Raw genomic sequence first — 24023 nt, 5'->3', positions numbered from 1 at the left:
GCTGAGTAACAAGAAGATTACTCAGCACTTTTAAAATAGTTAAAATCAGAATGTTTAGTAATTTGAGCTTAAATTGTGGCTACTGTATCTTGTCCCCACTGTCACCAACTCATTGATAGTCAGGCTTTAACTTGTCCCTATTGTCGGACAACACTCAAAGCCTACGGACATCCCGGCATTACTGTACACCGTGCTAATAAAAATGAATATCTATGTAACAGCTGCACCTACCATGCTGATGATACTTGCAACTTTCCCCAACGTCCCTATGCTAAAGACTGTACTCTTTACCAAAATATTGCTGAAAGGCAATCCATTTTAGAACAACAGCGTAGTGCTAGTAGTTTGACAACCACAATTAATAACTGGATCAAACGCCATCAGGCTTTGTTACTATTGCTGGGGTTGCTATTTATTTGTTTACTGATTGCTATGAACTAAGAAAATTAAATAGGTCTGTAAATATTTGTAGATGACAATGGTAAGTTACGCGACAAATCACTAACCAACAGTACCCATAGGAAAAATCCGACTCAAGTTTAATAGCATATCTTCAAAACCAGGAATTGCAACTGACTGATTGGGTAAAGAAATTAGCTTGCTGAGATAGTTAAATGTACCTTGAGTATTTTGATAAGGCTGACTGTAACGCTCAAGTTGGCTAATATTTAAGTTAACGATCCAATAGTGAGAAATTCCAGCTTCTGCGTACAGTTCTAGCTTCTTGGTTTGGTCATAAATCAATGTAGAATCAGAAATTTCTACAACTAGTAGAATATCTTCGGGATAAGGATGATGAGTGAGATAATCTTCATCTGTACCCTCTGCAATGACAACATCTGGTTCAGGTTCACTTTGGTTAAAGAGGGTGATAGGATCTTGACTACGAATAACTACTCTATCACCTAAAATTTTATCTAGTTGGCGGCACAGAATAGAACCGCAGACTGTATGATGTGTTCCTTTAGCTACCATTTGCATCAATTCTCCCCGGATTAATTCTATACGATCGCCCTCCTTTAAAAATCCCAATTTAATCAATTGATGATACTCATCAATAGTGAATCGTTTTGGTGTGACAATATTCATAGGATATTACTCCTGTCAGTTTTACTTGTAGGGTAGCAAAGGTTAAACTGATGGCGAATCGCATTCTGCCCAGCGTAGCTGTTAGTCTATGACCGGCCGGAGGTCATCGTAATAGCTCAAACTGTTGCCAGCATAGGTACATAGCACGGGAAACATGAAAACATCCCTTCCACTTACCGCCTTTGAGATTTAACAACACTTCTCCACGACGATTCAGATAGCCAAACCATTCACCGTATTCTGCATCCGCAAAGTGTGACCAAGCATAATCGTGCATTTTTTGATACCATTCCCAACACTCTGCACGTCCCGTCAGGCGATAACCCATTGCTAAAGCCACTAAAGACTCTAAATGCACCCACCAAAGTTTTTGATCCCATTCCAATTGCTGCGGGGGATGTCCGTCTGCATCCATGAAGTAATACAACCCACCATATTCACTATCCCAAGCAAAATTCAAGATATTCAACACCACGTCAACAGCTTGGTTAATAGTTTTACTTTCGTTGTTACGGTTGGCAATATCCATAATGAACCACATGGCTTCGATACCATGACCAGGGTTAATTAACCTACCGTCAAAACAATCAATATGAGAACCATCAGGGGTAACATTTTCATACATTAGTCCCCGTTCTTGGTCGAGAAAATCCGTCATTACTTCCTGTACTGTGCTAGCTAAGACACTTTCCAAGGTTTCACTAGGAAGTAGCCAAGCCATTTCTAGGGTGAGATTGGCTAAAATCATCGGCACTGCTAAGGCTTTCATTGGGCGTGTGCCGGGGTAGGCTTTGGTATACTTGCCTTTGGGGTTGTCTTTGCGACGTAAAACATTTTTGTATGCTTGCATGGCTACATCTTTCGCCCATTCTTCACCAGAGGCTAAGGCATATTGGCTAAATGCCATCGCGGCAAAGCAGTCAGAAAATATATTGTAGGGCTGAATTAGGGGTTGGCCTTCACGGTTTAAGGCAAAATACCAATTACCTTCGCTATCTTTACCATGTTGAGCTAGAAATTTCGCCCCGTTGCTAGCAATTTTCAACCAGTTTTCGCGTTTTTCTAGTTGGTTGCAAAGCATGGAGAAAGTCCAGACTTGGCGGTTTTGCAACCAGATAAATTTGTCGGTGTCATAAACTTGACCTTCACGATTTAAGCAGGTGAAGTAGCCGCCTTCCGGGTCGAGAGAATGCTGTTCCCAAAATGGCAGGACATCATTGAGGAGAGCGTTTTTGTAAAGTGCTGCCAGTGTTGTCAAGTCGTATCCCATGTTGCCCCTGTTCAAAACCAACAGGGTTAATTATCGCTTTGCTGGGGATAGACTACAAGTAGTAGAGAAGACCTCTTGTAAAAGTCCGAAAATGAGATGTGTTATTTTGAATGAAATGTAGAATCTTTGAGATGTTTCGCTTTGCTCAACATGATAGGTTAAGCATTTATGCAAGAAGTCTAGAATGCTGCGATCGCAATTAAAATGAAGAGCAATAATTGCAAAACTGATCAAAAGGTAGATGATTGGTAGATACGTCCCTGATAAATCTAATCTTTGTTGAGCAAAACTCGGATAGATTCTTTAATTGCTTGCTCTGGAACGGTATTAATTCCCCACATTTTATTAACCATGTGGAGTGTACCCAATAAAGATGTTATCAGTACAAAACTTGATATTGTCACTAAAATTCTGTTTGCAGGTTTTAAAACAGGAGCTTGTACGCGTTTTAATTGGCGATTTTCTTTACCCAGCAAATAAACCAGATAAAAACGCCATTTAAACATTGGCAAAGAAAGCCTAATATCTACAGAATGCTTTTGTTCAACGCGAGCCTGAAATACTCTTTTTAGCTCTGCCAATTGGGGATTAGTAAAGGTAGCTGCTGTGTATGGAGGAATACGCGCAAAAAATTTTTGGACAAAAGGATCAGTTGTGGAAATATTTTGTTGCAAATCTTTGTTAGTCATCTGTTTGCTGTGAATAGAAGTATATTTTAAAACATAGGATTGTGTTCACTATCCCAACACTTGCTATCCTCCCAAGTTCTGCCAGTGTGTTCACATTCAGATTTATCGAAAATCCAGGGAATAGATGTCGGCGACACTGAAGAACTGGAATGGGAGATGGAACTAAAGGAAGATAAGAGAGAAGAAAAGATAACCAAGCTACAACCCGATAAGATCATGAGAAATAGGATTAGAAATATGATATTGCTTGGAGTCCACAGAGGGTATAAAACTTTTCCATATTGCGATCGCTGTTTGGAACGTTGTTCTACACCACCCAGCAATACCATATAAAACCTTAGTCCTGGTATGGGGGGTTTAACTCGTAAGTCTAAAGAATGGCGACGAGTCCAAGTATTAGAGCTGAAAGCTTTTCTTATAGCTATTATTTGCTCTGTAGTCAAGGTATCTTTAATCTCTGGTTGAATTTGAGTAAAAAGTTCCTCAAATACGGGGTCAAGTTGCTTTAACTGTCTCATTGATCGCGTTTAGTTGGTATTAATTGACGCAAGAATAACAGAATTTTGCCAGTAACACCTGGAGACATTTACGTAATTACTCAAAAATTATTCTTCGCAACAAACAAGTTTAATAAAATCTCTATCTAGTCAGACGTAAATTTGACTGATCATATTAGAGAATAGCAGAAGATAAATATTAAACAGTATTAATTTAGGATTGTATACAAACAAATAATTTAGCTTGGTATAAAAGTCAACTTATAATTAATGCAAAATTTAACTCTGGAGATTTGTTGTGGAAGATAAAAAAGAAAATTTTAATTCAATATCTGCGTCTATTCTTACCATCGGTACAGGTTGGTTTCCTCAAACTCCGGGAGGATTAGAAAGATATGTTTATGACTTAATTCATACCTTAGTATCTAATCAAGACAAAGTAGAATTATGCGGAGTTGGTCTACCAGAAACCGAACTGAATACATCCATCAAGTTGACTAACTTAGCATCCCCAGAGAGTTCAATTTGCCAAAGATTTTGGTCGATTCGGACTAATTTTCAGAAAACTAGAGTCAGCAAACCAGATGCGATTAATTTACATTTTGCTTTATATAGTTTTCCTATTTTAGACATTTTACCCAAAGGAGTACCAATTACATTTAATTTTCATGGGCCTTGGGCATTTGAAAGCAAACAGGAAACAGGAAATAATCAATTTAGAATTTTTCTCAAGCGTCGGCTGATAGAACAAACTACTTATAATTACTGCGATCGCTTTGTGGTTTTAAGCAAGGCTTTTGGTAATATTTTACACCAAAAATATCAAATACCCTGGAGCAAAATTCATGTTATCCCTGGTGGGGTGAATCTTCATCGCTTCCAGCCTAACTTATCACCCCAAGCGGCGCGTCAGCAACTAGGCTGGCCAGAACATCGTCCCGTTTTATTTACATCCCGGCGTTTAGTACAACGCATGGGACTAGATAAACTATTAGCCGCCATAGCCATAATTAAACCCAGAATACCTGATGTTTGGCTAGCGATCGCAGGTCGTGGTCATCTGCAAGCTAGTTTAGAACAGCAAGCTAAAGAATTAGGTCTAGAAAATAACGTGAAATTCTTAGGTTTTCTTCCTGATGAGCAATTACCTTTAGCTTATCAAGCTGCTAACTTAACTGTGATGCCTAGCCAATCTTTTGAAGGATTTGGATTAGCAATTATAGAATCGCTAGCTTGTGGTACTCCAGTTTTATGTACACCAATTGGGGGAATGCCAGAAATTTTACAACCATTCTCCCCGGAACTAATTACTAATTCCACCGAAACCTCAGCGATTGCAGAAAAATTATCACAAATATTACTAGAAAAACTTCCTATCCCGTCACGAAAAGATTGCCGTGAATATACTATTAATAACTTTGATTGGCAAAAAATTGGTCAACGCGTGCGACAAGTAATTTTAGCCTAAATATCATTTTCTCTGTGCCTCTGTGACTCTGTGGTTAAATAAATTATTTTTCACCACAGAGACACAGAGACACAGAGTTAAGACTCATGTTTATTAAACAATACATCATATGAAAATATTATTTTTAGACCAAAGTGGTAAACCAGGCGGTGCAGAACTGTGTTTAATTGATATTGCTAAACCCTACTGCGATCGCGCTTTGGTGGGTTTATTCGCTGATGGTGATTTTAGAACTTTATTAGAACAAAATCATATCCCGGTAGAAGTTTTGACAAATCAAGCGATCGCAGTTCGTAAAGAAAGCAATTTACTCCAAGCTTTCGCTAGTTTAGGGCAACTAGCACCGTTAATCGCTAAGGTAGTAGAAAAGGCTTATAAATATGATGTAATCTACGCCAATACTCAAAAAGCCTTGGTTGTAGGGGCGATCGCTAGCTTCGTAACTCGTCGTCCATTAGTGTATCATTTACACGATATTCTTTCTTTAGAACACTTTAGTAAAACTAACTTACGGGTTGCTATTACCTTAGCTAATCGTTTTGCATCTTTAGTTATAGCTAATTCCCAAGCTAGTCAAAAGGCTTTTGTGCAGGCGGGAGGAAAGCCAGAACTCACTACAATTGTCTATAACGGTTTCGACCCCAGAATTTATCAAACTTGTGATGAAGATATCCAAAAACTGCGGCAACAATTAGGGTTAGAAAATAAATTCGTTGTCGGACACTTCAGCAGACTTTCACCTTGGAAGGGTCAGCACATCCTGATTGAAGCTATAGCTAAATGTCCGCCTCAAGTAACAGCTATTTTAGTGGGTGATGCCTTATTTGGTGAGCAAGATTATGTTAAACAATTACACCAACAAATTGCCCAATTAGGACTAGAAAATCGTGTGAAATTTTTAGGATTTCGGGCAGATATTCCCCAATTAATGGCAGCGTGTGATTTAGTTACCCATACTTCCACTGCACCCGAACCCTTTGGGAGAGTGATTGTTGAGGCGATGCTGTGCGGAACACCTGTAATTGCAGCTAAAGCCGGGGGTGCAATGGAATTAGTAGAACATGGGGTGAATGGTTTTCTGGTGACACCAGGAGAACCCCAAGAACTAGCACAAGCCATTAATACTTGTGTGCAAGAGACAGAAATGACTGCAACCATTGCTAATCAGGCGAGGAATATTGCTAGTCAGCGTTTTGATGTGGCTAATGTGAATCAGCAAATAGCCAAGTGTCTTAAGGGGATAGGGGATAGGTGACAGGTGACAGGTGACAGGTGACAGGTGATAGTCAGATGTGTTTTGTTGAACAGTTCAATCTAATAGGTCAGGTTCTTGGTGAATAATCATGTCAAATAATGGCTGAAAACTAAACCAACCCATTTGTGATGAACCTACTTGACTGTGAGCCACACTAGCAAATTCTGGGTTGATTAATTTGGGTTTACCAGCAGACTCAGCTAATAATTGGGCTTGACAAGAACGTTCCATTGCAATGAACCACCAAGCCGCCTCGTCAACTGTTTGTCCAACTGTTAACAAACCATGATTCTGCAAAATCATGGCTTTATTCTGACCTAAAGTTTGAGCAATGCGTTGACCTTCTTGTGGGTCGAGAACTACGCCAGTATATTCTTCAAAAATACTATGGTCTTCGTAAAAAGAGCAAGCATCTTGAGTCAGGGGGTCAAGTAGACGACCCAGGCTAGACCAGCTTTTGCCGTAAAGCGAATGAGCATGAGCAGCCGCCACCACATCGGGACGAGCTGCATGGATTTGGGAATGGATAGCAAAAGCAGCTCGATTAACGGGGCGATTGCCAAAAATTACTTCCCCTTCATGATTAACTAAAATGAGGTCACTAACTTTAATTAAGCCAAAGTGCATTCCGAAGGGATTAACCCAAAAATGATTCAAGTTTTCTGGATCACGAACAGTAATATGGCCTGCTACGCCTTCATCAAACCCAAACCGAGAAAATAGGCGAAAAGCAGCAGCTAAACGTTGTTGGCGATGTAATCTTGCTTCGGTAATAGAATTAAAAGTTGGCGGTTGAGGTGCGTTGGGTTTTTCTCTAGTTGTAAGTTGCATTTCCAAATCTTTTATGTAAGCGTAAGTTGATACTAAAAACACGATAACGTTAATCGATTTTTGTTACAGATTACCACTCAGCACTGGCTAAACGCCGCGCTACCGCTAACAGCACTCAGCACTCCCCATCGGCTAAACGCCGCGCTACCGCTAACAGCACTCAGCACTCAGCACTCACAATTTAGAGCGTATCCGTTCCGGGCTACCAGTAGGAATAGACGCAATTAACTTTTGTGTATATGCTTCCTTGGGTTCGCGGTAGATACTTTCGGCTGTACCTTGTTCGACAATTTCACCACGATTCATGACTAAAATGCGATCGCTCATAAATTTGACGACGCTTAAATCATGGGAAATGAAAATATAAGTTAGCTGAAACTCTTCTTGCAATTCTTTGAGTAAATTCAATACCTGCGCCTGTACCGATACATCTAACGCCGATACTGACTCATCACAGATAATAAATTTAGGATTTAATGCCAAAGAACGCGCAATACAAATCCTCTGGCGTTGACCACCAGAAAACTGATGTGGATAGCGGTTGATTGCATCTGCACTTAAACCAACTCTTTCTAAAAGTTCTGCTACCCTTTGTAGGCGTTGTTTTTTGGTTTTACCTACAGAGTGAATTAACAAAGGTTCTGCAATTGCTTCCCCAACTTTCATCCGGGGGTCGAGTGCGCTAAAGGGATTTTGAAAGACGATTTGCATTTCCCGCCGCAGTTTTTGCAATGCTTCGCCTTTGAGATTTGTAATATCTTGTCCCTCAAAGATAATCTGTCCACCCATCGGCTCAATTAGCCTTAACAGAGTTCTACCCAAGGTTGTCTTACCACAACCAGATTCTCCCACTAATCCCACCGTTTCCCCTGGTTTGACATCAAAGGAAACGCCGTTAACCGCCATGTTGTAGCGTTTCTTAGTACCAAACACACCCCGCACAGGAAAACCAACTTGCAAATTCTGGATTTTTAACAGTGGTGGCTTTTCTTCTAACTTTGTCAATCTAGTATGGATTTCTTCCGAGGAAATTTCTGGTGGTGGTGAGGGTTGTTTCTCTTCAATAATTAACTGTCCGCTTTCTGTTTCCGCCACAGTCATATAATCAGAAACCGTCAGCAGTTTGTGGGGATGGTGGGTGAGTGTGGGACGACAAGCAACTAAACCCTTAGTATAGGGGTGTTGGGGATGCTTAAAAATTTGCTCCGATGCGCCGTATTCCACGACTTTACCTTTGTACATCACCGCGACTTTGTCAGCAATTTCGGAAATTAACCCCAAGTCATGGGTGATGAAAATCAAGGCCATGTCACGGACTTGCTGCAATTCTCTGAGGAGATCAATAATTGTGGCTTGGACTGTGACATCTAAAGCTGTGGTTGGTTCATCTGCAATTAGTAGCAAAGGGTTGCAAGAAATAGCCATTGCAATCATTACCCGTTGCAGTTGTCCCCCAGAAAGTTCATGAGGGTAGCGTTCCAGCATAGATTCTTTATGCTGCTTAACTAACTGCACCACCTTATATTCATCGAGGGGAGAGTCAGGATTTGTTTGCGGCCAGGTGTCGATGTATTGCTGTGTCAGTTGCTCATCACTAGGTAAAAGTTTAACCTCTTGCAGACCTGCGATCGCAATTTGTTTGGCTTCATCTTTAGTTACATCCTGGTGACGCTGAATCGCTTCCGTTAACTGAAACCCAACATTATAAACCGGGTTTAGGGAACTCATCGGTTCTTGAAAAATCATGGCGATGTCACCACCTCTATATAGCTGCATTTCCTTTGGCGATAACTCCACCAAATTTAGAGGATTAGCATTCTCTTGGTGACGAAACAAAATCTCTCCACCGCTCACCCTCCCAGGATGCTGCAACAAACCCATTACCGCTAAGGATGTGACTGATTTACCACTACCAGATTCTCCTACGATTCCTAGAGTTTCACCTCGCCTTAGCTCAAACGAAATACCATCCACGGCTTTGATAGTATCCCCATCACTGGAAAATTCTACTTGGAGATTGCGAACTTCTAGGACAGTTTCTCTCATAGGAGTACCAGTATGAATATTGAGTAAAAATTATTTGGATTTTAACAGTAGTTTTGCATTTAAGTAGAAGAGCGTAAATATTTGTCTTAAGAATCAGGCGGGAAGGAGTTAGGGAATTTGATGGTGTGACTGTAGTTAGCACTATGTTAGCAATAGCGATCGCACTCCCACCGGCGTTTCTCACACTTACTAGCTTTTAGCTTGGGGTTGAGTGGCGATCGCCTTAGCAATCAGAGTAGCCAGGCCGCATCACCTCAACAAAAAGATTATATTTTCACTAAAAAATCAAGTGTCGCTGAGAGCTAAAGCCCTTCCAGTGGTTTACATCCCCGGTCTATTCGCGCAGCGTCTCCCCTTCTCCCAAAGGGAGAGGCTAGCGTCAAGGGAGAAGCACTTTGGACGCAACTGCATTGCTGTTTCTCCGAGTTCTTCAAACTACTGCTTTATAAACATCCGGGTAATGGATAGCTTTTTAGGGGAGGGTTTGCGTTTAGCTTTAGCCCTAAAAGAAGGAATAAAGTCCTGACTATTAACTCGATGAAATTAATCAGCACTGACACTTATAAATATAGGACTCATATTTGATATTTGAAATTCTAGAATGGTGCTTCATGCTATACGATACCTGTATTTTTTTATAAATCAAATCAGACTTTTATAGAAACTTCCATTAGTATTTAAATTACTAATTAGTTGTTGCTGATTATATTTAATATTTACTGAATATCAATTGTGATTGTAAGTACAAATTAATATTCAATGAATGTTGCGATCGCACATTTAAATATTTTGTATATGCAATATACTAAATGGCAAGTAAAGATACATTATAAAGGACTTGTTTTTGCTAATCAAAGAAATTTAAAAAAACTTTGAATAACTTTTGACAAGTATTGAGAAAATCCTTAAGCTAATAAATAGGACTCACTAAATCAATAAACGACAGCAATTTTGTTAGGTAAAGTAGAAATCGCTGTAGTAGCTTATCAGTATGAACAAATGAATTAAACTCAATCCCTGACTATAAATAATAGCCTCACATAATTTGACAACAAACTGGCTAATCACACTGTGACAAGATTTCGCTACGACTATCTCATCAAAAAATCTTAGTCATGGATGAATGCCTATCTTGATGTGAGTAAATGTCAATTATTGAGATTGAACTGAGGTGAGGCAATATGCTTAGGAGAGTAGAATGCTTGATTATCTTACATCTTTGAACGACCACAATTTACCCTACCCGGACACGCTCCATCCTATCGTTGTTCACTTTGTAATTGCGATGGTTTTGTTTGCTTTTGCCTGTGATGCCATTGGGTTTTTTACAGGTAAAACTCGCTTTTATGAAGTGGGTTGGTGGAATCTGTTTGTTGCTACCATTGCCATTTTTGTTGCCATTATCTTGGGTCAGTTTGAAGCTGGCTTGGCAAAACCCTATGAAGTGGTTAAGTCTGTACTGAACCTACATACACTAATTGGTTGGTCACTGTCTGGTATTCTCGCCGCAATGACAGCTTGGCGTTATGTTCTACGGACGCGTGACCCCCAAAGAATCCCTGTTCACTACTTGGGAGCAGGGTTAATTTTAGTCTTAATTGTTGGTATGCAAGTCTATCTCGGAGATGAACTCGTTTGGGTCTATGGGCTGCACACAGTCCCAGTTGTTGAAGCTGTCAAGGATGGAATGCTGCCATGAACTCAGAACTAATTGACCAATTAAATATCCAATTAGGAGCTAACGGATTACCTTACACCATTCCGATTCATCCCAACCTAGTCCATTTGACTTTGGGCTTATTCATCATTGGTATTACCTTCGATATCGTTGGTGTTCTCTTCCCTTCCCAAAAATGGGTATTCAATTTTTTGGGGCTAACTGTAGAACGGGAAAGCCTCTTTGATGTTGGTTGGTACAACATGGTGGGTTCAACCGTCATCACCTTTTTCACAGTGGCCGCAGGCTTTTACGAAATGTTCCTAGCCACACCATCCAGTGATCTCAAAAGTACCTGGGGATTACAAGCAATGCAAACCATGCTTTGGCATGGGGTAGGTGGTGTATTTCTTCTAGGTTTGATTGCCGTCATGACCTTGTGGAGAGCGTGGCAGCGTTATGTCTGGTCTGTGGAATCAGAGCAACAAGTGCAGTGGAGCTATTTGGCCGCAGGCGTATTCATCATGTTTATCATGTATCTCCACGGGACTTTAGGAGCGCAATTAGCTGCTGAGTTTGGCGTACACAACACCGCCGATAACTTGCTGCGCTTGGGCGAAAATCTCAACACCGTACTTAAGTAATAGGTGATAGGGGACAGGGGACAGGTGACAGGGAAGAAGACAAGGGAGAATTTTTTACTAATTCCCAATTCCCAATTCCTAATGACTAATGACTACTGACTAATGACTATTGGACTATGAAACTCAGCCAATTTCTCAATATTTTGATATTGGTAGTAGGAGCGATCGCAATTTCTACTATCAGTCTCTGGATAGGTAAACTAGCCTATTCCTGGTTGCCCCCCCAAGCGGCGGCTGAATCTCACTTGATTGATGATTTATTTAGCTTCTTGGTGACTCTGGGCGCGTTCATCTTCCTAGGAGTAACTGCTGTTCTTGTTTACTCTTTGCTGTTCCATCGGGCAGCTAAAGATGACTTGAGTGATGGCCCCCACATTGAGGGTAATGTCACCCTAGAAGTAGTTTGGACAGCTATTCCCATTTTCTTGGTGTTTTGGATTGCTGGCTATAGCTACCAAATTTATGAGCAAATGGGGATTCAAGGTTCTACAGCTTTGGTACACCTACACAACCCCATTGCCATGAACTCGGCCTATGCGGCTACTGGCGAGGAAGATAATGCAGCTTTAGCCGAACCCAGTGAAAACATTGACGTTCTGGCGAAACAATGGGCATGGGTTTTCCACTATCCCGAAAAAGATGTTACCAGTACCGAGTTACATTTACCAAGCGATCGCCGTGTGCATTTGGCTCTACATTCCCAAGATGTACTCCACGGCTTCTACATCCCTGCATTCCGCCTCAAACAAGACATCGTTCCTAACCACACCATCAACTTTGAATTTACCCCCATCCGCGAAGGTCAATATCGTCTGACCGATTCCCAATATAGCGGTACATACTTCGCCACGATGGAAGCAAACGTGGTTGTGGAATCTCCAGAAGATTATCAAAAATGGTTAACCAAAGCCGCCTCACACAAACCCATGCCAGCCTACAACCAAGCTGCTGCTGAATACGCTCAAACAGCTAGTCAGTCAGTCAAAACAGGTTGGGAAACCGTTGTACCAGCCCCCGCACCTTTGGTTAATTATCCCGGATAAAACAATTCGTAATTCGTAATTCGTAATTCGTAATTCGTAATTACGTTTTGTAGTGGGGATTTTGATTAGGCATCACAACAGGGGATTTAAACCCCTAAACTTGGTTCAAAGGAATTTCAGCGATGACAAATATCCCTATTGAAAGGCTTGATCTCCCTGTGGAGAAGCCGCACCACGGATCTGGCGGTGGCTGGAAGGAATATTTCAGCTTTAGCACCGATCATAAAGTTATAGGTATTCAATACCTCGTTACTTCCTTCATTTTCTTTCTCGTCGGCGGTATCTTTGCGATGATTCTGCGGGGAGAACTAGTTACCCCCGAATCAGACTTGGTTGACCGCACCGTCTATAACGGGATGTTCACCATGCACGGCACTGTGATGCTGTTTTTGTGGACTTTCCCCTCCTTAGTTGGTTTAGCTAACTACTTAGTCCCCCTAATGATTGGGGCGCGGGATATGGCTTTCCCCCGCCTCAACGCCGCCGCCTTTTGGATGGTCCCTGTCGTCGGGATTCTCTTAATGGCCAGCTTTTTTGTTCCCGGTGGCCCAGCCCAATCTGGTTGGTGGGCTTATCCCCCTGTGAGTATCCAAAATCCCACAGGTCGCTTATTTAATGGGCAAGTAATTTGGCTATTGGCAGTTGCTATCTCTGGTGTGTCCTCAATTATGGGGGCAGTCAATTTTGTTACTACCATCGTTAAGATGCGTGCGCCAGGGATGGGCTTCTTTCGGATGCCTCTGTTTGTTTGGGCAGTATTTAGCGCACAGATTATTCAATTGTTTGGCTTACCTGCCTTAACAGCCGGTGCAGTCATGCTGTTACTTGACATCACCGTTGGGACTGGCTTTTTTAACCCCAGCAATGGCGGTAATCCGGTGATGTTCCAGCATTATTTCTGGTTCTACTCCCACCCTGCCGTTTATGTGATTATTCTGCCCATTTTCGGCGTATTCTCAGAAATTTTCCCTGTCTACGCCCGTAAGCCGCTATTTGGCTACAAAGTAGTGGCGATTTCTTCGATGCTGATTGCTGTAGTCAGTGCCATTGTTTGGGTACACCATATGTACGCCAGTAGTACACCCGCTTGGATGCGGATGGTGTTCATGATGACTACTATGTTGGTGTCTGTACCCACGGGGATTAAAGTATTTGCTTGGGTAGCAACTATCTGGGGTGGGAAAATCCGCCTGAGTACACCCATGTTATTTGCTTTGGGTGGTTTAATTATGTTCGTCTTCGCGGGTATCGTCGGGATTATGCTTTCCTCCGTACCCGTTGATATTCACGTTAACAACACCTACTTTATTGTTGGACACTTCCACTATGTCCTCTACGGGACAGTGACGATGGGGATGTATGCAGCCATCTATCACTGGTTTCCCAAAATGACCGGACGGATGTACAACGAAGGTTGGGGTAAAATCCATTTTTGGTTGGCATTTATCGGTACTAACCTCAACTTCTTCCCCATGCACCCCCTAGGATTGCAAGGGATGTTACGCCGAGTTGCTTCCTACGCACCAGAGTATCAAGGCTGGAATATTGTTGCTAGCTTAGGTGCATTCTTACTAGGTATGTCTACATTGCCCTTCATCTTCAATATGCTGGTTTCTTGGATGCAAGGTGAGAAAGCACCTGATAATCCTTGGCGCGCCATTGGTTTGGAGTGGTTGGTATCTTCACCCCCACCAGTAGAAAACTTTGAAGAAATTCCCGTAGTCATTTCTGAACCCTACGGATACGGTAAATCTGAGCCGTTAATTGCAGAAGCGCATAGCCATCAAGATTAGGGAGATGCAATTAAGGAAGAGTTTCCAGACGAGAAGAACGAGTTTCTTTTTGTCTGGTGTTTCCCTAAGAGAACTTACAGTACACAACTAATAATTGCACCAATGGATAGCTCTATTGTTTCAGATGAACTGCAACAACCGTTGCATCACGCAGGTGGCGAACACGTCCACGATGAAGAAGGCAATAAGATGTTTGGTTTTATTGTCTTCTTACTTTCTGAAAGTGTAATTTTCTTAAGCTTTTTCGCTGGTTATATTGTCTACAAAATTACAACACCTAACTGGTTACCGCCTGGTATTTCTGGTTTAGAAGTTAAAGAGCCAACAATTAATACTGTTGTGTTGGTTGCTAGTAGCTTTGTGATTTATTTGGCAGAAGTCGCCCTCAAACGCCACGATTTACGGTTATTCCGAATCTTTTTGTCCACAACAATAGTTATGGGTGGCTACTTTTTGGTAGGACAGGCCATTGAATGGAGCAACCTAGAATTTGGTTTTACTTCTGGCACTTTTGGCGGAATGTTCTACCTGTTAACAGGTTTTCACGGTTTGCACGTTTTCACTGGTATTTTATTACAGTTGATGGTTCTCGTGCGATCGTTTATTCCTGGCAATTACGATACAGGTCACTTCGGTGTAAATGCCACTTCTTTGTTCTGGCACTTTGTCGATATTATTTGGATTGTTTTGTTTCTCATGCTCTACGTCTGGCAGTAGAACTGACCAATCTTCCAGCAGAATATAAATTATGTGGCTAATAGCTAGGAATTTGGCTATTAGCCAGTTATTTTGAGATAACTTTGGAGGGATGGCGTACCCACCCACCGTAGGCGATCGCACTTTGGAAATGAAATATGCGTTACCCAGAAACCTTGTAGAGACGTAGTATTGCTACGTCTTTTTCATCTTGGTAGTTAGGAAATCTCTTCTAGATCAACCCATTCATCATAGGATGAGTCATAATCAAGGTAATGTACGAAGTATTGTTGTCCCTGGATTTTATCGATAGTTGCAGAATACCAACCCTCATTGTCCTCATCCCAAACTTTGACCTTTAGACCTACGGCATATCCATTATCATCGGATGAGGCTTTATCGCGGGTACGAATGTCATCTGAGCCAATCCACTCATCATGGGATGAACCGTAACCAGCGTAATGAATAAAGTATTCGTTCTCTTTGACTTTCTCAATAGTTCCAGAATACCAATCCTCTTCCTCTCCATCCCATACTTCTACTGTTTTGCCTAGTGCATACTGATCGTTATCAACCTTGACAGCAAATGAGATATCTTGGACTGATGATTGTTCTTCTTGTTGAATTTCCTGTTTAACTAAAATATGGGCTTGCTTGATCAAACTGCAAGCCACAGTTTGAATCCCTGTATGCTCATAGTAATTGGTACTTTGATCGAGAAATGCAGCTACAAAGTCTAGATTATCGTCAGCAATCTGAATAAAATTACCCAAACTACTAAAAATTGATTGCGGAGTTACACCTGTCTTGGATACTAAGTTACCAATCCAGCCTTGCACAGAGTTGAAACCTTGAGTAAGAAAACCAAGTTTCTCAGTGGGATTATTGCCTGGTAGAGAGCTGTTAATGGCTGAAAAAACTGGGTTTTGAGCTATTTGACTAGCATCAGTGCCACTAATAAGTTCGTTGATTTTGTTGAGGAAGTCGGGGCCTAATGGCAGAATGCCGTCTAGGCAAACTAGAGCTACCATCCGCATGAGGGAGGCATCTTGATAGTTGTTGGTTAAAGACTTGGCAAACTCTTGGGGGTTCGGTTGAGGAATGCCATTGAGTTTGCAAAAAGCGATGATTTCAATAGCAATTTTCAACACCAAATCAATTGTCTGGGTAAGGTCTGCTTTGGGTGTAATATTGCTGAGAAAAGAAAGAAAAGCAATTTTTTCCCCGACTTTGTTAGCTAAAGCCGCCGCCGCCATAGCTGTGTCTGCTTTATCAATTGTTTGATAAAGTTTGATTACACTCTGATAGCCCTGTTGAGGATCTTGATATAAAGCAACAGCACGCTCCCGAATTTTCTGGATTACTTTGGTATCAGTTTCTCCTGTAATGGCACGGATACTATTGTCAAAGCCCACCAAATTGTTCCATTGACTTGGAGCTATATAATCGATAGCCTTTAAAACTTTAACGGTAATGTTATCAGTTGATAACTCGTCAACCAACTGAATAATTGATTTCTCCATAAGTAATCCTCAAAACCAGAAATGGGATGACAATCCAGTTCAGACAAGTCCATAGACTAAAGTTGGTAGTTATGACAACACTTGTTAAACCAATACATTAACTGCATTGATTCCTATGCACTGGCAGCAACAACATACTACTGAGACTATTGGTAACTGAACCGTGTTAATAGAGTTCCCTAAACTAGTAAAAAAGTAACTCCGAACTACCTCTAGTCCATTGACAGCAAAGTTACTTTGAGATTTTTGACGCTTGCCCAACAAAGATAATTATGGCCGCTCTACTTTAGCAAGGGGTTTGTTGAGAGTAATGGTTTTTTCTGGAAAATTATAGTACAATTGTACCAAAGAGATTTTTATTCTTGGCGATGACATCTAGTTGGTGGAGGATCACATCTACCAACCCAAGTTGTATTGCCTAAAAGAAAAACCCTACTGTGAGATCATGACTATGATGACATCAAGGCAAGGTGTAACTGCAACCCCAGTTAAGTCACACAAGTTTGAGCAATACACTCCAGAACAGCCTGATGCGACTGAAAATTTTTCTTTTCAAACTCTTACTGATGTCACAAAGGCGATTTTGCATCATGCTTTTTGGTTGGCGGAGCAAAAACGTCATTTATCGCTGAGAGAGTATAGAAAGCTACTTCTAGATCAAGGTTGGCAAGGTGAAGAAAAGAAGTATCTCAAAATTGCTGCCGCCTTTGGAAAGTTTGAACCGCAAGATTTTGCTCAAGTTGAGCCAAGAACTATCTATCAACTAGCAGAACGAAGCAAAAAGTATCAAGAAGTTATAGATAGACTGCTAGATTTAAGTATAATTAACCAAGAGACTGTGCGATCGCTGATTAAAAAACAGTGTACCCCAAAAGCTAAAAAAGCTGAAAAACTCAGTATTTGGCGGCGGTTAAAGAATGGTGGGAGGTATTGCCAAATTCCCCCAATTCACGAAGAATCAGAGCAAACTGGTACTACCTTGCAAGCAATGATGGATGAAGAAGGATTAACTGCTCAACAAATAGTAGCAGAAGCGATCGCTCTCCGAAAAGCTTATAAACAAGGATTAATGATGAGTGCTGAGTAATGAGTAAGGGTTAAGTGGTGTTCACTCACCATATTATTGATTGTTTTGAGTCGAAGAAAACACGCTGTAGGCTAAGTTTTGGCTTTGGTTTTGGTTTTGAGGACGTAGCTTTTGGCTGTACTCATTCAGCTTGACTTGAGCTTGAGCATATACAGGTGTATCTTTGGGAATTTTACGGAGAAAATTCACCGCATGATCAAAGTTACCAGCTAATGCTTGTTTACGAGCTTGATGTAAAAAGTAGGCGGCTCTAACTTGGCGTTTTTGATTGTATTCGACTAATTTTTTTTGTACCAAGGCCCCAGCTGTACTTTCCTGGGGAATTTGGCGCAGATATTCTAATGCGGTGGAAAAATCTCTGGCTTCAGCTTTGGCGTAGGCTTTAGCTAATAATTTTTGTGTTTGCGCTTCGATATTACCCTTGGCTTGTTGTGTTAACTGATTAACTTTGACTTGCCAATATAAAATATCAGGGACTTCGTTAGCTACTTTGATCACATCCGACCATTTCCCATCAACCAAAGCCTGTTCAGCTACAGAATATTGTTGTGCTGCTACTCGCCATTGCTGTTGCCAGGTTTCGATAGTGGCTTGAGCGTCTGGATAAACATTACTATAAGATGGAATCGATTTAGCAAGTGCGATCGCCTCTTGTAAATCCCCAGCTTGATATTGTTTTGTGGCTTTATATAAAATATCTGTTTCGCTATGGGTCGGCGCACTATGTAATAAAGAATAAGTGCCAACTCCCATTAATAAGGAATTTACCGCCAATCCGACTTTAATTCCTGTCAATAGTGGCGATGATGCTGAAGTTGGTTCTGCTTGAGTCTCTTCACTCTCTGGTGTTGGAGGACAATGTGCAAGTGTATTTTCCCACACCATTTGTCTCAGCACACGCAACACGTCAGCCGCAGACTCGAAACGCTCTTGATGATTATAGCGGATCATCTGGCTCAGGATAGCCGCTAGATAATCACTAACTGGCGTATGAGGAGAACGCCAAATCATCTCATTAGTTTGAGCATCTACTTTTAATTGCAGTGGTTCTAAGCCAGTTAAAGCTTGAATTGCAATCATCCCCAAAGCATAAATATCACTATTGGGCTGAGTTTGACCGATAAATTGCTCAGGCGGGATGTAACCCAAGGAAGTAGTAGGAGCTTGATAAATCGATAAGTCGCCATCCATGCCAAAATTGATTGATTGGATAGAACCAAAGTCAATCAGGACTAACTTGCCGTTAATAGCACGCCTAATAATATTTTCTGGTTTAATATCGCAATGGATGACACCTTGAGAGTGAACAAATTCTAAAATTCCTAAAGCATCCTCTAAAAATGCCCTGACTTCCTCCTCACTCCACAGACATCCCCACTGTTGACTAATGGGGAGTTCCGCCGTTAAGGAATGACCTGCAATATATTCTTGTACCAAATAAAACCGCTCATTTTCCTCAAAACAAGCGATAAATTCGGGAATTTGGGCGTTAGTTCCTAGGCGTTTGAGGGTTGAGGTTTCCGTCAGAAAACGTAATCTGATGGTGTCGAGGTAGCTAGGGTGCAAACTGTTAACCTTAAGTTGTTTAACTACACATTTAGGTGTGTGTGGGTAGTTGATATCTACAGCTAGGTATGTTTGTCCGAATACCCCTGCACCCAGGCTTTGGATAATTTGGTAGCGTGCTTGCAGTACTTTACCGATCATGTGGTGGCTCATGAGCTGGTTACTGAGTTAGTCATTATATTAAGTTTCTCTTACTTGCCTAGTGTTTCCGGAATGACTTCAATATAAATCAGTAGGGCATAGATTTTATCATCAGTAGTCCAATGCTTCTCCTAAATCCAAGACGAATTGATTTCTTCTGTGTTGAGACAGATGGCAAAAATCCCTACAGGCACTTTTTATAGTGGGAGTACGTCTAGAAAGATAACGCTGCTGGTATACCAATTTCTAGACAGTCATTTGTTAATTTATTTAGCGTATCAGCAATGATACCGTTTATTTCTAGCCAATCCGGTAAACCAAAAGTACAGGGTGTAGTTAGACTCGCAAATCTTACTAAATAAATGTTATCAACTGAGGGAGACCTGCCATGCCAAAAAGACTTGTGCAAGCCGCCATCATCACTTTCTTACTCCATGTGATTGCAGGACTTAGCCCCAATACTCGACTTCAATCAAGGACGATTTTACCTTCAACAGAAACACCTGTGCAAATGATTAGTATGTTATTGCGTTCTCGCCATTAACAATATTTCACAAATCTAATTAGGGTAATTTACCGATTAGCTGTCTCTTGTCACCTATCACCTATCCCCTATATTTCTTAAAAGATATATATTTAGGCATTGAGATCAAGACTAGTAGCAGATAGACTGGGCAAATAAGGCAACTATCTGCACCTAAACCATGACTAATCGCCTGGCCCAAGCCCAGAGTCTTTACCTCCGCAAACACGCCGAAAACCCTATTGATTGGTGGTCTTGGTGTGATGATGCTCTTGCAGCAGCTAGGGCAGAAGATAAACCAATTTTTCTGTCGATTGGTTACTCCAGTTGCCACTGGTGTACTGTCATGGAAGGTGAGGCTTTTTCTGACCAAGCTGTAGCTGAGTATATGAATGCTAATTTCTTGCCTATCAAAGTAGACCGGGAAGAAAGACCAGACATCGATAGCATTTATATGCAGACCTTGCAGATGATGAGCGGTCAAGGAGGTTGGCCTTTAAATGTATTTTTGTCACCAGAAGATTTAGTCCCGTTTTATGCTGGAACTTACTTTCCTTTAGAACCGCGCTATAACCGTCCTGGTTTTTTGCAAGTTCTGCAAGCACTTCGCCGCTACTATGATACAGAAAAAGAGGATTTGCGCCAACGTAAAGCTTTAATTGTAGAATCGCTTTTAACCTCTGCGGTTTTACAAGGGGAGGTTACACAGGAAGCTGAAGCACAGGAATTGCTGCGGCGAGGGTGCGAAACTAGCACAGGCATTATTACGCCAAATCAGCATGGTAACGGTAATAGTTTCCCGATGATTCCCTATGCAGAATTAGCATTGCAGGGAACTCGATTTAATTTTGAGTCTCGCTATGATGGTCAAAAAGTTTGTCTTCAGCGAGGACTAGATTTAGCTTTGGGTGGGATTTATGACCATGTGGCTGGCGGCTTTCATCGCTACACTGTTGATCCCACGTGGACAGTACCCCACTTTGAAAAGATGCTCTATGACAATGGTCAAATTGTGGAGTATCTAGCTAATTTATGGAGTGCAGGTAGCCAAGAGCCAGCGTTTGCTAGGGCTGTATCTGGTACTATTGAATGGCTGCAAAGAGAAATGACTGCACCGACTGGTTATTTCTACGCGGCTCAAGATGCTGATAATTTTATCAATCCTGGAGAAAAAGAACCAGAGGAAGGGGCTTTTTACGTTTGGAGTGATGCTGAACTAGCACAATTGTTAACACCAACAGAACTAACAGAGTTACAACAACAGTTTACAGTCACCCCTAACGGCAACTTTGAAGGTAAAAATGTATTACAAAGGCGCAATGCAGGGCAGTTGAGTATAAGTTTAGAAGTGGCATTAGGTAAACTGTTTACGGCTCGTTATGGGACTCCGGCTGATGCACTCCAGACTTTTCTCCCAGCACGGGACAACCAGGAAGCCAGAACTGTAAATTGGCCAGGACGCATTCCTCCAGTCACAGATACAAAGATGATTGTGGCTTGGAATAGCCTGATGATTTCTGGTTTAGCCAGGGCTGCGGCTGCATTCCATGAACCGGAGTATTGGGAAATAGCAGCACAAGCAGCAAACTTCATTTTGGAGCATCAGTTTGTAGACGGGCGTTTTCACAGACTGAACTATGAAGGTGAAGCGACTGTAATGGCGCAGTCTGAAGATTATGCTTTGTTTATTAAAGCATTGCTGGACTTACACCAAACTCAGAACCCACAGCAATCTTTGTGGTTAGAAAAAGCGATCGCTCTCCAAAAAGAATTTAATGAGTTTCTCTGGAGTGTAGAATTAGGTGGCTACTTCAATACAGCCAGTGATGCTAGTCAAGATTTAATTGTGCGTGAACGCAGTTATGCTGATAATGCTACACCATCAGCTAACGGAATTGCGATCGCTAACTTAGTCCGTCTAACATTACTCACCGATGATCTCCATTATCTAGATTTAGCTGAGCAAGGTTTACAAGCTTTTAATAGTGTGATGCAGCAAGCACCCCAAGCTTGTCCCAGTTTATTTATCGCTTTCGATTGGTATCGTAACTGCACCTTGATTCGCAGCACTAGTGATAAAATTAACTTATTGCTGCCCAGATACTTACCCACTGCTGTCTTGACTGTCGTATCTAATTTACCCGCAGATAGTGTTGGTTTAGTTTGCCAAGGTTTAAAATGTCTCCCCTCAGCCGGGAATTTTGAACAGTTATTACAGCAAGTACAGCAAAGTCAGATTAGGGCGTAAGAGGTGACAAAGTAGACAAACTAGAATTTTCTCAGCACTCAAAACTCAACACTCACAACTCAGCACTCAGCACTCAACACTCAGCACTCAGCACTCACTACTCATGACTCATGACTCATCACTCATCACTCATCACTACTATTGTCTTAGCTGGTGGTCAAAGTTCTCGGATGGGTGAGGACAAAGCTTTGATTCCCGTTCAAGGTGTGCCATTGTTGCAAAAAGTTTGTGGTATTGCTGCAAGTTGTGCTGATACTGTTTACGTGGTGACTCCTTGGCCAGAACGCTATCAACATTTAGATTTACCTCATTGCCAGTTTATTAGAGAATCCCCCCATACCCAAGGGCCTTTAGTAGGTTTTGCTCAAGGTTTGAAACAAGTACAAACCGAGTGGGTTTTGTTACTTGCTTGTGATTTACCAAAGTTGCAGCTTCAGGTATTGCAAGATTGGATAGCAAGACTTGATAGTGTGGATGATGATGCGATCGCAGCTTTAGCTCATCACTCAAAAGGCTGGGAAGTGTTGTGTGGTTTTTACCGCCGTCGTTGTTTACCGCAACTATCAGAGTTTATCAATCAAGGCGGGCGATCGTTCCAACAGTGGCTGCAAAATTATCCCGTAGAAATTTTACCCTTACCAAATCCAGATATATTTTTTAACTGCAATACACCAGAAGATTGGGCTTTGCTGAAAGGTTGAGGCTCAAGGTCTTAATTAATTATTGAATATACTGCTATCTTGCACCGTTTTCAATAATCGTTGGGCAAGTTATTATTTGTGATCTATACAACATTACTTTCTCGGTTTATTCCTGTATATTAAGTACAGCTTTTCTCAAAAACCTTGTATACCTCCAGGCGAGTAGCACAATCATCTGAACATTTTAGGGGATTTTAGCTGATGTGTATCTCGCCCTTTTTTTGCATTTAAGTTATTCTGAATAATGAACCGTGGGATGATTTAGTTACTTCCTTCCCTTTTTAATATGCTTCGTCCTTGGATATCATCTGTTTTAGCAATTCTATTGAGCATCACTCTAAGTGCTTGTACCACTGCAACTAATCAACAACCACAAGCACAGATCACAAATAATACTGCAATATCTAATAATTCTCCACACTTAGCAACAGTCAGAGCCAAAAGAGTTGTTACTCTTTCCTCTTTGACCACTGATATTATCTATCAACTCGATAAAACTAAACTTGTCGGTATTACTGGTAGCACTCTATTTAAAAATGACCCAAGCTTCCAAAATTTTCCTCGTGTGAGTGAGGGTCAAAGTCCGCCAAATTTAGAAAAAATTGTGGCTCTCAAGCCAGATTTAGTCATTGGTACAGCAGGCTTTTCTAACCAAGTAATTCAACGACTTGAACAATTAGGAATTCGCACTTTGTTGACACAAGTGAATAGTTGGGAATCTTTAGAAGAACTAACTAAAAAACTTGCCCAATTAATTGATGTCAATCCTCAGCCTTTGTTAGACCGTTATCAAGGTTTTCTACCAGATAAAGTTAATCAGAGTCCTACTACTTTATTGCTGGTAAGTATTCAACCAATTTTATCACCAAATAAAAACAGTTGGGCTGGTGATTTGCTAGAAAAATTCCAAGCTAAAAACTTGGCGACAACACTACAGGGAAAAAGCCCCATTGCTGGTTATGTAACACTCTCGGCTGAGAAAGTTATCGAAGCAAATCCCGAAGTAATTCTTGTAGTTAGTCCGCCGGGAATTTCTCCAACATCTGTGTTAGATGCTTTTAAAAAAGAAGCTTTTTGGCAAAAATTACAGGCGACTAAAAATAATCGCGTCTATGTCTTTAATTATTACGGATTAGTCAATCCAGGTAGTATAGATGCTATTGAACAAGCTTGTGGTCAGCTTAAAAAAGACTTATTTAATAATTCATAATTGCTTTAAAACTTACGATTCTAATCGTACCTAGTTTATAAGTAAG

Annotated in this window: 21 protein-coding genes; 13 read left to right on the top strand and 8 right to left on the bottom strand. The window is 41.2% G+C overall.

What is annotated here, in order from left to right; genetic code table 11:
• Positions 1-75 precede the first annotated feature (75 nt).
• Positions 76-441: a zinc ribbon domain-containing protein gene (locus tag VB693_RS24860; RefSeq protein WP_323268591.1), complete on the top strand. Its 366-nt coding sequence runs from the start codon at positions 76-78 to the stop codon at positions 439-441.
• A 60-nt stretch (positions 442-501) separates the two neighbouring features.
• On the opposite strand, the gene VB693_RS24855 is transcribed toward VB693_RS24860, so the two are convergent.
• From VB693_RS24855 to VB693_RS24840, 4 genes are all read right to left on the bottom strand, one after another.
• Positions 502-1089, bottom strand: coding sequence for a Uma2 family endonuclease (locus VB693_RS24855; RefSeq protein WP_323268590.1), 588 nt, complete (start codon positions 1087-1089; stop codon positions 502-504).
• A gap of 103 nt (positions 1090-1192) precedes the next feature.
• Positions 1193-2359, bottom strand: coding sequence for an AGE family epimerase/isomerase (locus VB693_RS24850; RefSeq protein ID WP_323268589.1), 1167 nt, complete (start codon positions 2357-2359; stop codon positions 1193-1195).
• A gap of 269 nt (positions 2360-2628) precedes the next feature.
• On the bottom strand, positions 2629-3048 hold the full coding sequence (locus VB693_RS24845) for a hypothetical protein (protein ID WP_323268588.1): 420 nt from the start codon (positions 3046-3048) through the stop codon (positions 2629-2631).
• 26 nt (positions 3049-3074) lie between these two features.
• Positions 3075-3566 carry a hypothetical protein gene (locus tag VB693_RS24840; RefSeq protein ID WP_323268587.1) on the bottom strand — a complete coding sequence of 164 codons (492 nt, stop codon included), beginning with the start codon at positions 3564-3566 and terminating at the stop codon, positions 3075-3077.
• Positions 3567-3843: 277 nt separating this feature from the next.
• On the opposite strand from VB693_RS24840, the gene VB693_RS24835 reads away from it, so the two are divergent.
• Entirely contained in the window at positions 3844-5013 is a 1170-nt protein-coding gene (locus VB693_RS24835) for a glycosyltransferase family 4 protein (protein WP_323268586.1), read from the top strand.
• A 109-nt stretch (positions 5014-5122) separates the two neighbouring features.
• Complete coding sequence (locus VB693_RS24830) at positions 5123-6268, top strand: glycosyltransferase family 4 protein (protein WP_323268585.1); 1146 nt, start codon at positions 5123-5125, stop codon at positions 6266-6268.
• Positions 6269-6322: 54 nt separating this feature from the next.
• Here VB693_RS24830 and VB693_RS24825 read toward each other — a convergent pair whose 3' ends face one another.
• Both VB693_RS24825 and VB693_RS24820 read right to left on the bottom strand, forming a co-directional pair.
• Entirely contained in the window at positions 6323-7099 is a 777-nt protein-coding gene (locus tag VB693_RS24825; RefSeq protein ID WP_323268584.1) for a class II aldolase/adducin family protein, read from the bottom strand.
• 174 nt (positions 7100-7273) lie between these two features.
• The gene (locus tag VB693_RS24820) at positions 7274-9145 is read right to left on the bottom strand and encodes an ABC transporter ATP-binding protein (RefSeq protein WP_323268583.1); all 1872 of its coding nucleotides are present in this window, start codon (positions 9143-9145) and stop codon (positions 7274-7276) included.
• A gap of 1198 nt (positions 9146-10343) precedes the next feature.
• On the opposite strand from VB693_RS24820, the gene VB693_RS24815 reads away from it, so the two are divergent.
• The 5 genes from VB693_RS24815 (at position 10344) to VB693_RS24795 (ending at position 14999) form a co-directional block, all read left to right on the top strand.
• Positions 10344-10844, top strand: a complete 501-nt coding sequence (locus VB693_RS24815) for a DUF2231 domain-containing protein (RefSeq protein ID WP_323268582.1) — start codon at positions 10344-10346, stop codon at positions 10842-10844.
• Positions 10841-11446, top strand: coding sequence for a DUF2231 domain-containing protein (locus VB693_RS24810; protein ID WP_190702492.1), 606 nt, complete (start codon positions 10841-10843; stop codon positions 11444-11446). Before VB693_RS24815 ends, VB693_RS24810 begins: the two co-directional genes overlap by 4 nt.
• A gap of 116 nt (positions 11447-11562) precedes the next feature.
• The gene (locus VB693_RS24805) at positions 11563-12489 is read left to right on the top strand and encodes a cytochrome c oxidase subunit II (RefSeq protein ID WP_323268581.1); all 927 of its coding nucleotides are present in this window, start codon (positions 11563-11565) and stop codon (positions 12487-12489) included.
• 122 nt (positions 12490-12611) lie between these two features.
• The gene (ctaD, locus tag VB693_RS24800) at positions 12612-14282 is read left to right on the top strand and encodes a cytochrome c oxidase subunit I (RefSeq protein WP_323268580.1); all 1671 of its coding nucleotides are present in this window, start codon (positions 12612-12614) and stop codon (positions 14280-14282) included.
• Positions 14283-14384: 102 nt separating this feature from the next.
• Positions 14385-14999 carry a heme-copper oxidase subunit III gene (locus tag VB693_RS24795; protein ID WP_323268579.1) on the top strand — a complete coding sequence of 205 codons (615 nt, stop codon included), beginning with the start codon at positions 14385-14387 and terminating at the stop codon, positions 14997-14999.
• Positions 15000-15196: 197 nt separating this feature from the next.
• On the opposite strand, the gene VB693_RS24790 is transcribed toward VB693_RS24795, so the two are convergent.
• Positions 15197-16501, bottom strand: coding sequence for a Tudor-knot domain-containing protein (locus VB693_RS24790; RefSeq protein ID WP_323268578.1), 1305 nt, complete (start codon positions 16499-16501; stop codon positions 15197-15199).
• Between the two features lie 451 nt (positions 16502-16952).
• On the opposite strand from VB693_RS24790, the gene VB693_RS24785 reads away from it, so the two are divergent.
• Positions 16953-17588: a hypothetical protein gene (locus tag VB693_RS24785; RefSeq protein WP_323268577.1), complete on the top strand. Its 636-nt coding sequence runs from the start codon at positions 16953-16955 to the stop codon at positions 17586-17588.
• A gap of 33 nt (positions 17589-17621) precedes the next feature.
• Here the strand turns inward: VB693_RS24785 and VB693_RS24780 are convergent, their stop codons facing one another.
• Positions 17622-19307, bottom strand: a complete 1686-nt coding sequence (locus VB693_RS24780) for a serine/threonine-protein kinase (RefSeq protein ID WP_323268576.1) — start codon at positions 19305-19307, stop codon at positions 17622-17624.
• Positions 19308-19683: 376 nt separating this feature from the next.
• Between VB693_RS24780 and VB693_RS24775 the strand changes: the two genes are divergently transcribed.
• The 4 genes from VB693_RS24775 to VB693_RS24760 all read left to right on the top strand — a co-directional run bounded on the left by VB693_RS24775 (position 19684) and on the right by VB693_RS24760 (position 23977).
• The gene (locus VB693_RS24775; RefSeq protein WP_190702475.1) at positions 19684-19839 is read left to right on the top strand and encodes a hypothetical protein; all 156 of its coding nucleotides are present in this window, start codon (positions 19684-19686) and stop codon (positions 19837-19839) included.
• A gap of 160 nt (positions 19840-19999) precedes the next feature.
• The gene (locus tag VB693_RS24770; protein WP_323268575.1) at positions 20000-22066 is read left to right on the top strand and encodes a thioredoxin domain-containing protein; all 2067 of its coding nucleotides are present in this window, start codon (positions 20000-20002) and stop codon (positions 22064-22066) included.
• A gap of 110 nt (positions 22067-22176) precedes the next feature.
• Positions 22177-22767 carry a molybdenum cofactor guanylyltransferase gene (locus VB693_RS24765; protein ID WP_323268574.1) on the top strand — a complete coding sequence of 197 codons (591 nt, stop codon included), beginning with the start codon at positions 22177-22179 and terminating at the stop codon, positions 22765-22767.
• 286 nt (positions 22768-23053) lie between these two features.
• A complete protein-coding gene (locus VB693_RS24760) occupies positions 23054-23977 on the top strand; it encodes an ABC transporter substrate-binding protein (RefSeq protein ID WP_323268573.1) in 924 nt (307 codons plus the stop codon).
• The last annotated feature ends 46 nt before the right edge of the window (positions 23978-24023 follow it).

The sequence above is a fragment of the Anabaena sp. UHCC 0399 genome (assembly GCF_034931465.1).
In the GTDB taxonomy this organism is placed as follows: Bacteria; Cyanobacteriota; Cyanobacteriia; order Cyanobacteriales; family Nostocaceae; genus Trichormus; species Trichormus minutissimus.
The sequence above is the reverse complement of the archived record's forward strand: the minus strand, read 5'-3'. Positions and strand labels throughout refer to the sequence as shown.

Bases quoted from the DNA above. Each gene is read 5' to 3' on its own strand.
- VB693_RS24765 (WP_323268574.1), top strand. From the start codon at position 22,177: ATGACTCATCACTCATCACTCATCACTACTATTGTCTTAGCTGGTGGT.
- VB693_RS24810 (WP_190702492.1), top strand. From the start codon at position 10,841: ATGAACTCAGAACTAATTGACCAATTAAATATCCAATTAGGAGCTAAC.
- VB693_RS24760 (WP_323268573.1), top strand. From the start codon at position 23,054: ATGCTTCGTCCTTGGATATCATCTGTTTTAGCAATTCTATTGAGCATC.
- VB693_RS24830 (WP_323268585.1), top strand. From the start codon at position 5,123: ATGAAAATATTATTTTTAGACCAAAGTGGTAAACCAGGCGGTGCAGAA.
- VB693_RS24855 (WP_323268590.1), bottom strand. From the start codon at position 1,089: ATGAATATTGTCACACCAAAACGATTCACTATTGATGAGTATCATCAA.
- VB693_RS24845 (WP_323268588.1), bottom strand. From the start codon at position 3,048: ATGACTAACAAAGATTTGCAACAAAATATTTCCACAACTGATCCTTTT.
- VB693_RS24770 (WP_323268575.1), top strand. From the start codon at position 20,000: ATGACTAATCGCCTGGCCCAAGCCCAGAGTCTTTACCTCCGCAAACAC.
- ctaD (WP_323268580.1), top strand. From the start codon at position 12,612: ATGACAAATATCCCTATTGAAAGGCTTGATCTCCCTGTGGAGAAGCCG.
- VB693_RS24840 (WP_323268587.1), bottom strand. From the start codon at position 3,566: ATGAGACAGTTAAAGCAACTTGACCCCGTATTTGAGGAACTTTTTACT.
- VB693_RS24850 (WP_323268589.1), bottom strand. From the start codon at position 2,359: ATGGGATACGACTTGACAACACTGGCAGCACTTTACAAAAACGCTCTC.
- VB693_RS24820 (WP_323268583.1), bottom strand. From the start codon at position 9,145: ATGAGAGAAACTGTCCTAGAAGTTCGCAATCTCCAAGTAGAATTTTCC.
- VB693_RS24790 (WP_323268578.1), bottom strand. From the start codon at position 16,501: ATGGAGAAATCAATTATTCAGTTGGTTGACGAGTTATCAACTGATAAC.
- VB693_RS24815 (WP_323268582.1), top strand. From the start codon at position 10,344: ATGCTTGATTATCTTACATCTTTGAACGACCACAATTTACCCTACCCG.
- VB693_RS24780 (WP_323268576.1), bottom strand. From the start codon at position 19,307: ATGAGCCACCACATGATCGGTAAAGTACTGCAAGCACGCTACCAAATT.
- VB693_RS24805 (WP_323268581.1), top strand. From the start codon at position 11,563: ATGAAACTCAGCCAATTTCTCAATATTTTGATATTGGTAGTAGGAGCG.
- VB693_RS24825 (WP_323268584.1), bottom strand. From the start codon at position 7,099: ATGCAACTTACAACTAGAGAAAAACCCAACGCACCTCAACCGCCAACT.
- VB693_RS24785 (WP_323268577.1), top strand. From the start codon at position 16,953: ATGATGACATCAAGGCAAGGTGTAACTGCAACCCCAGTTAAGTCACAC.
- VB693_RS24775 (WP_190702475.1), top strand. From the start codon at position 19,684: ATGCCAAAAAGACTTGTGCAAGCCGCCATCATCACTTTCTTACTCCAT.
- VB693_RS24795 (WP_323268579.1), top strand. From the start codon at position 14,385: ATGGATAGCTCTATTGTTTCAGATGAACTGCAACAACCGTTGCATCAC.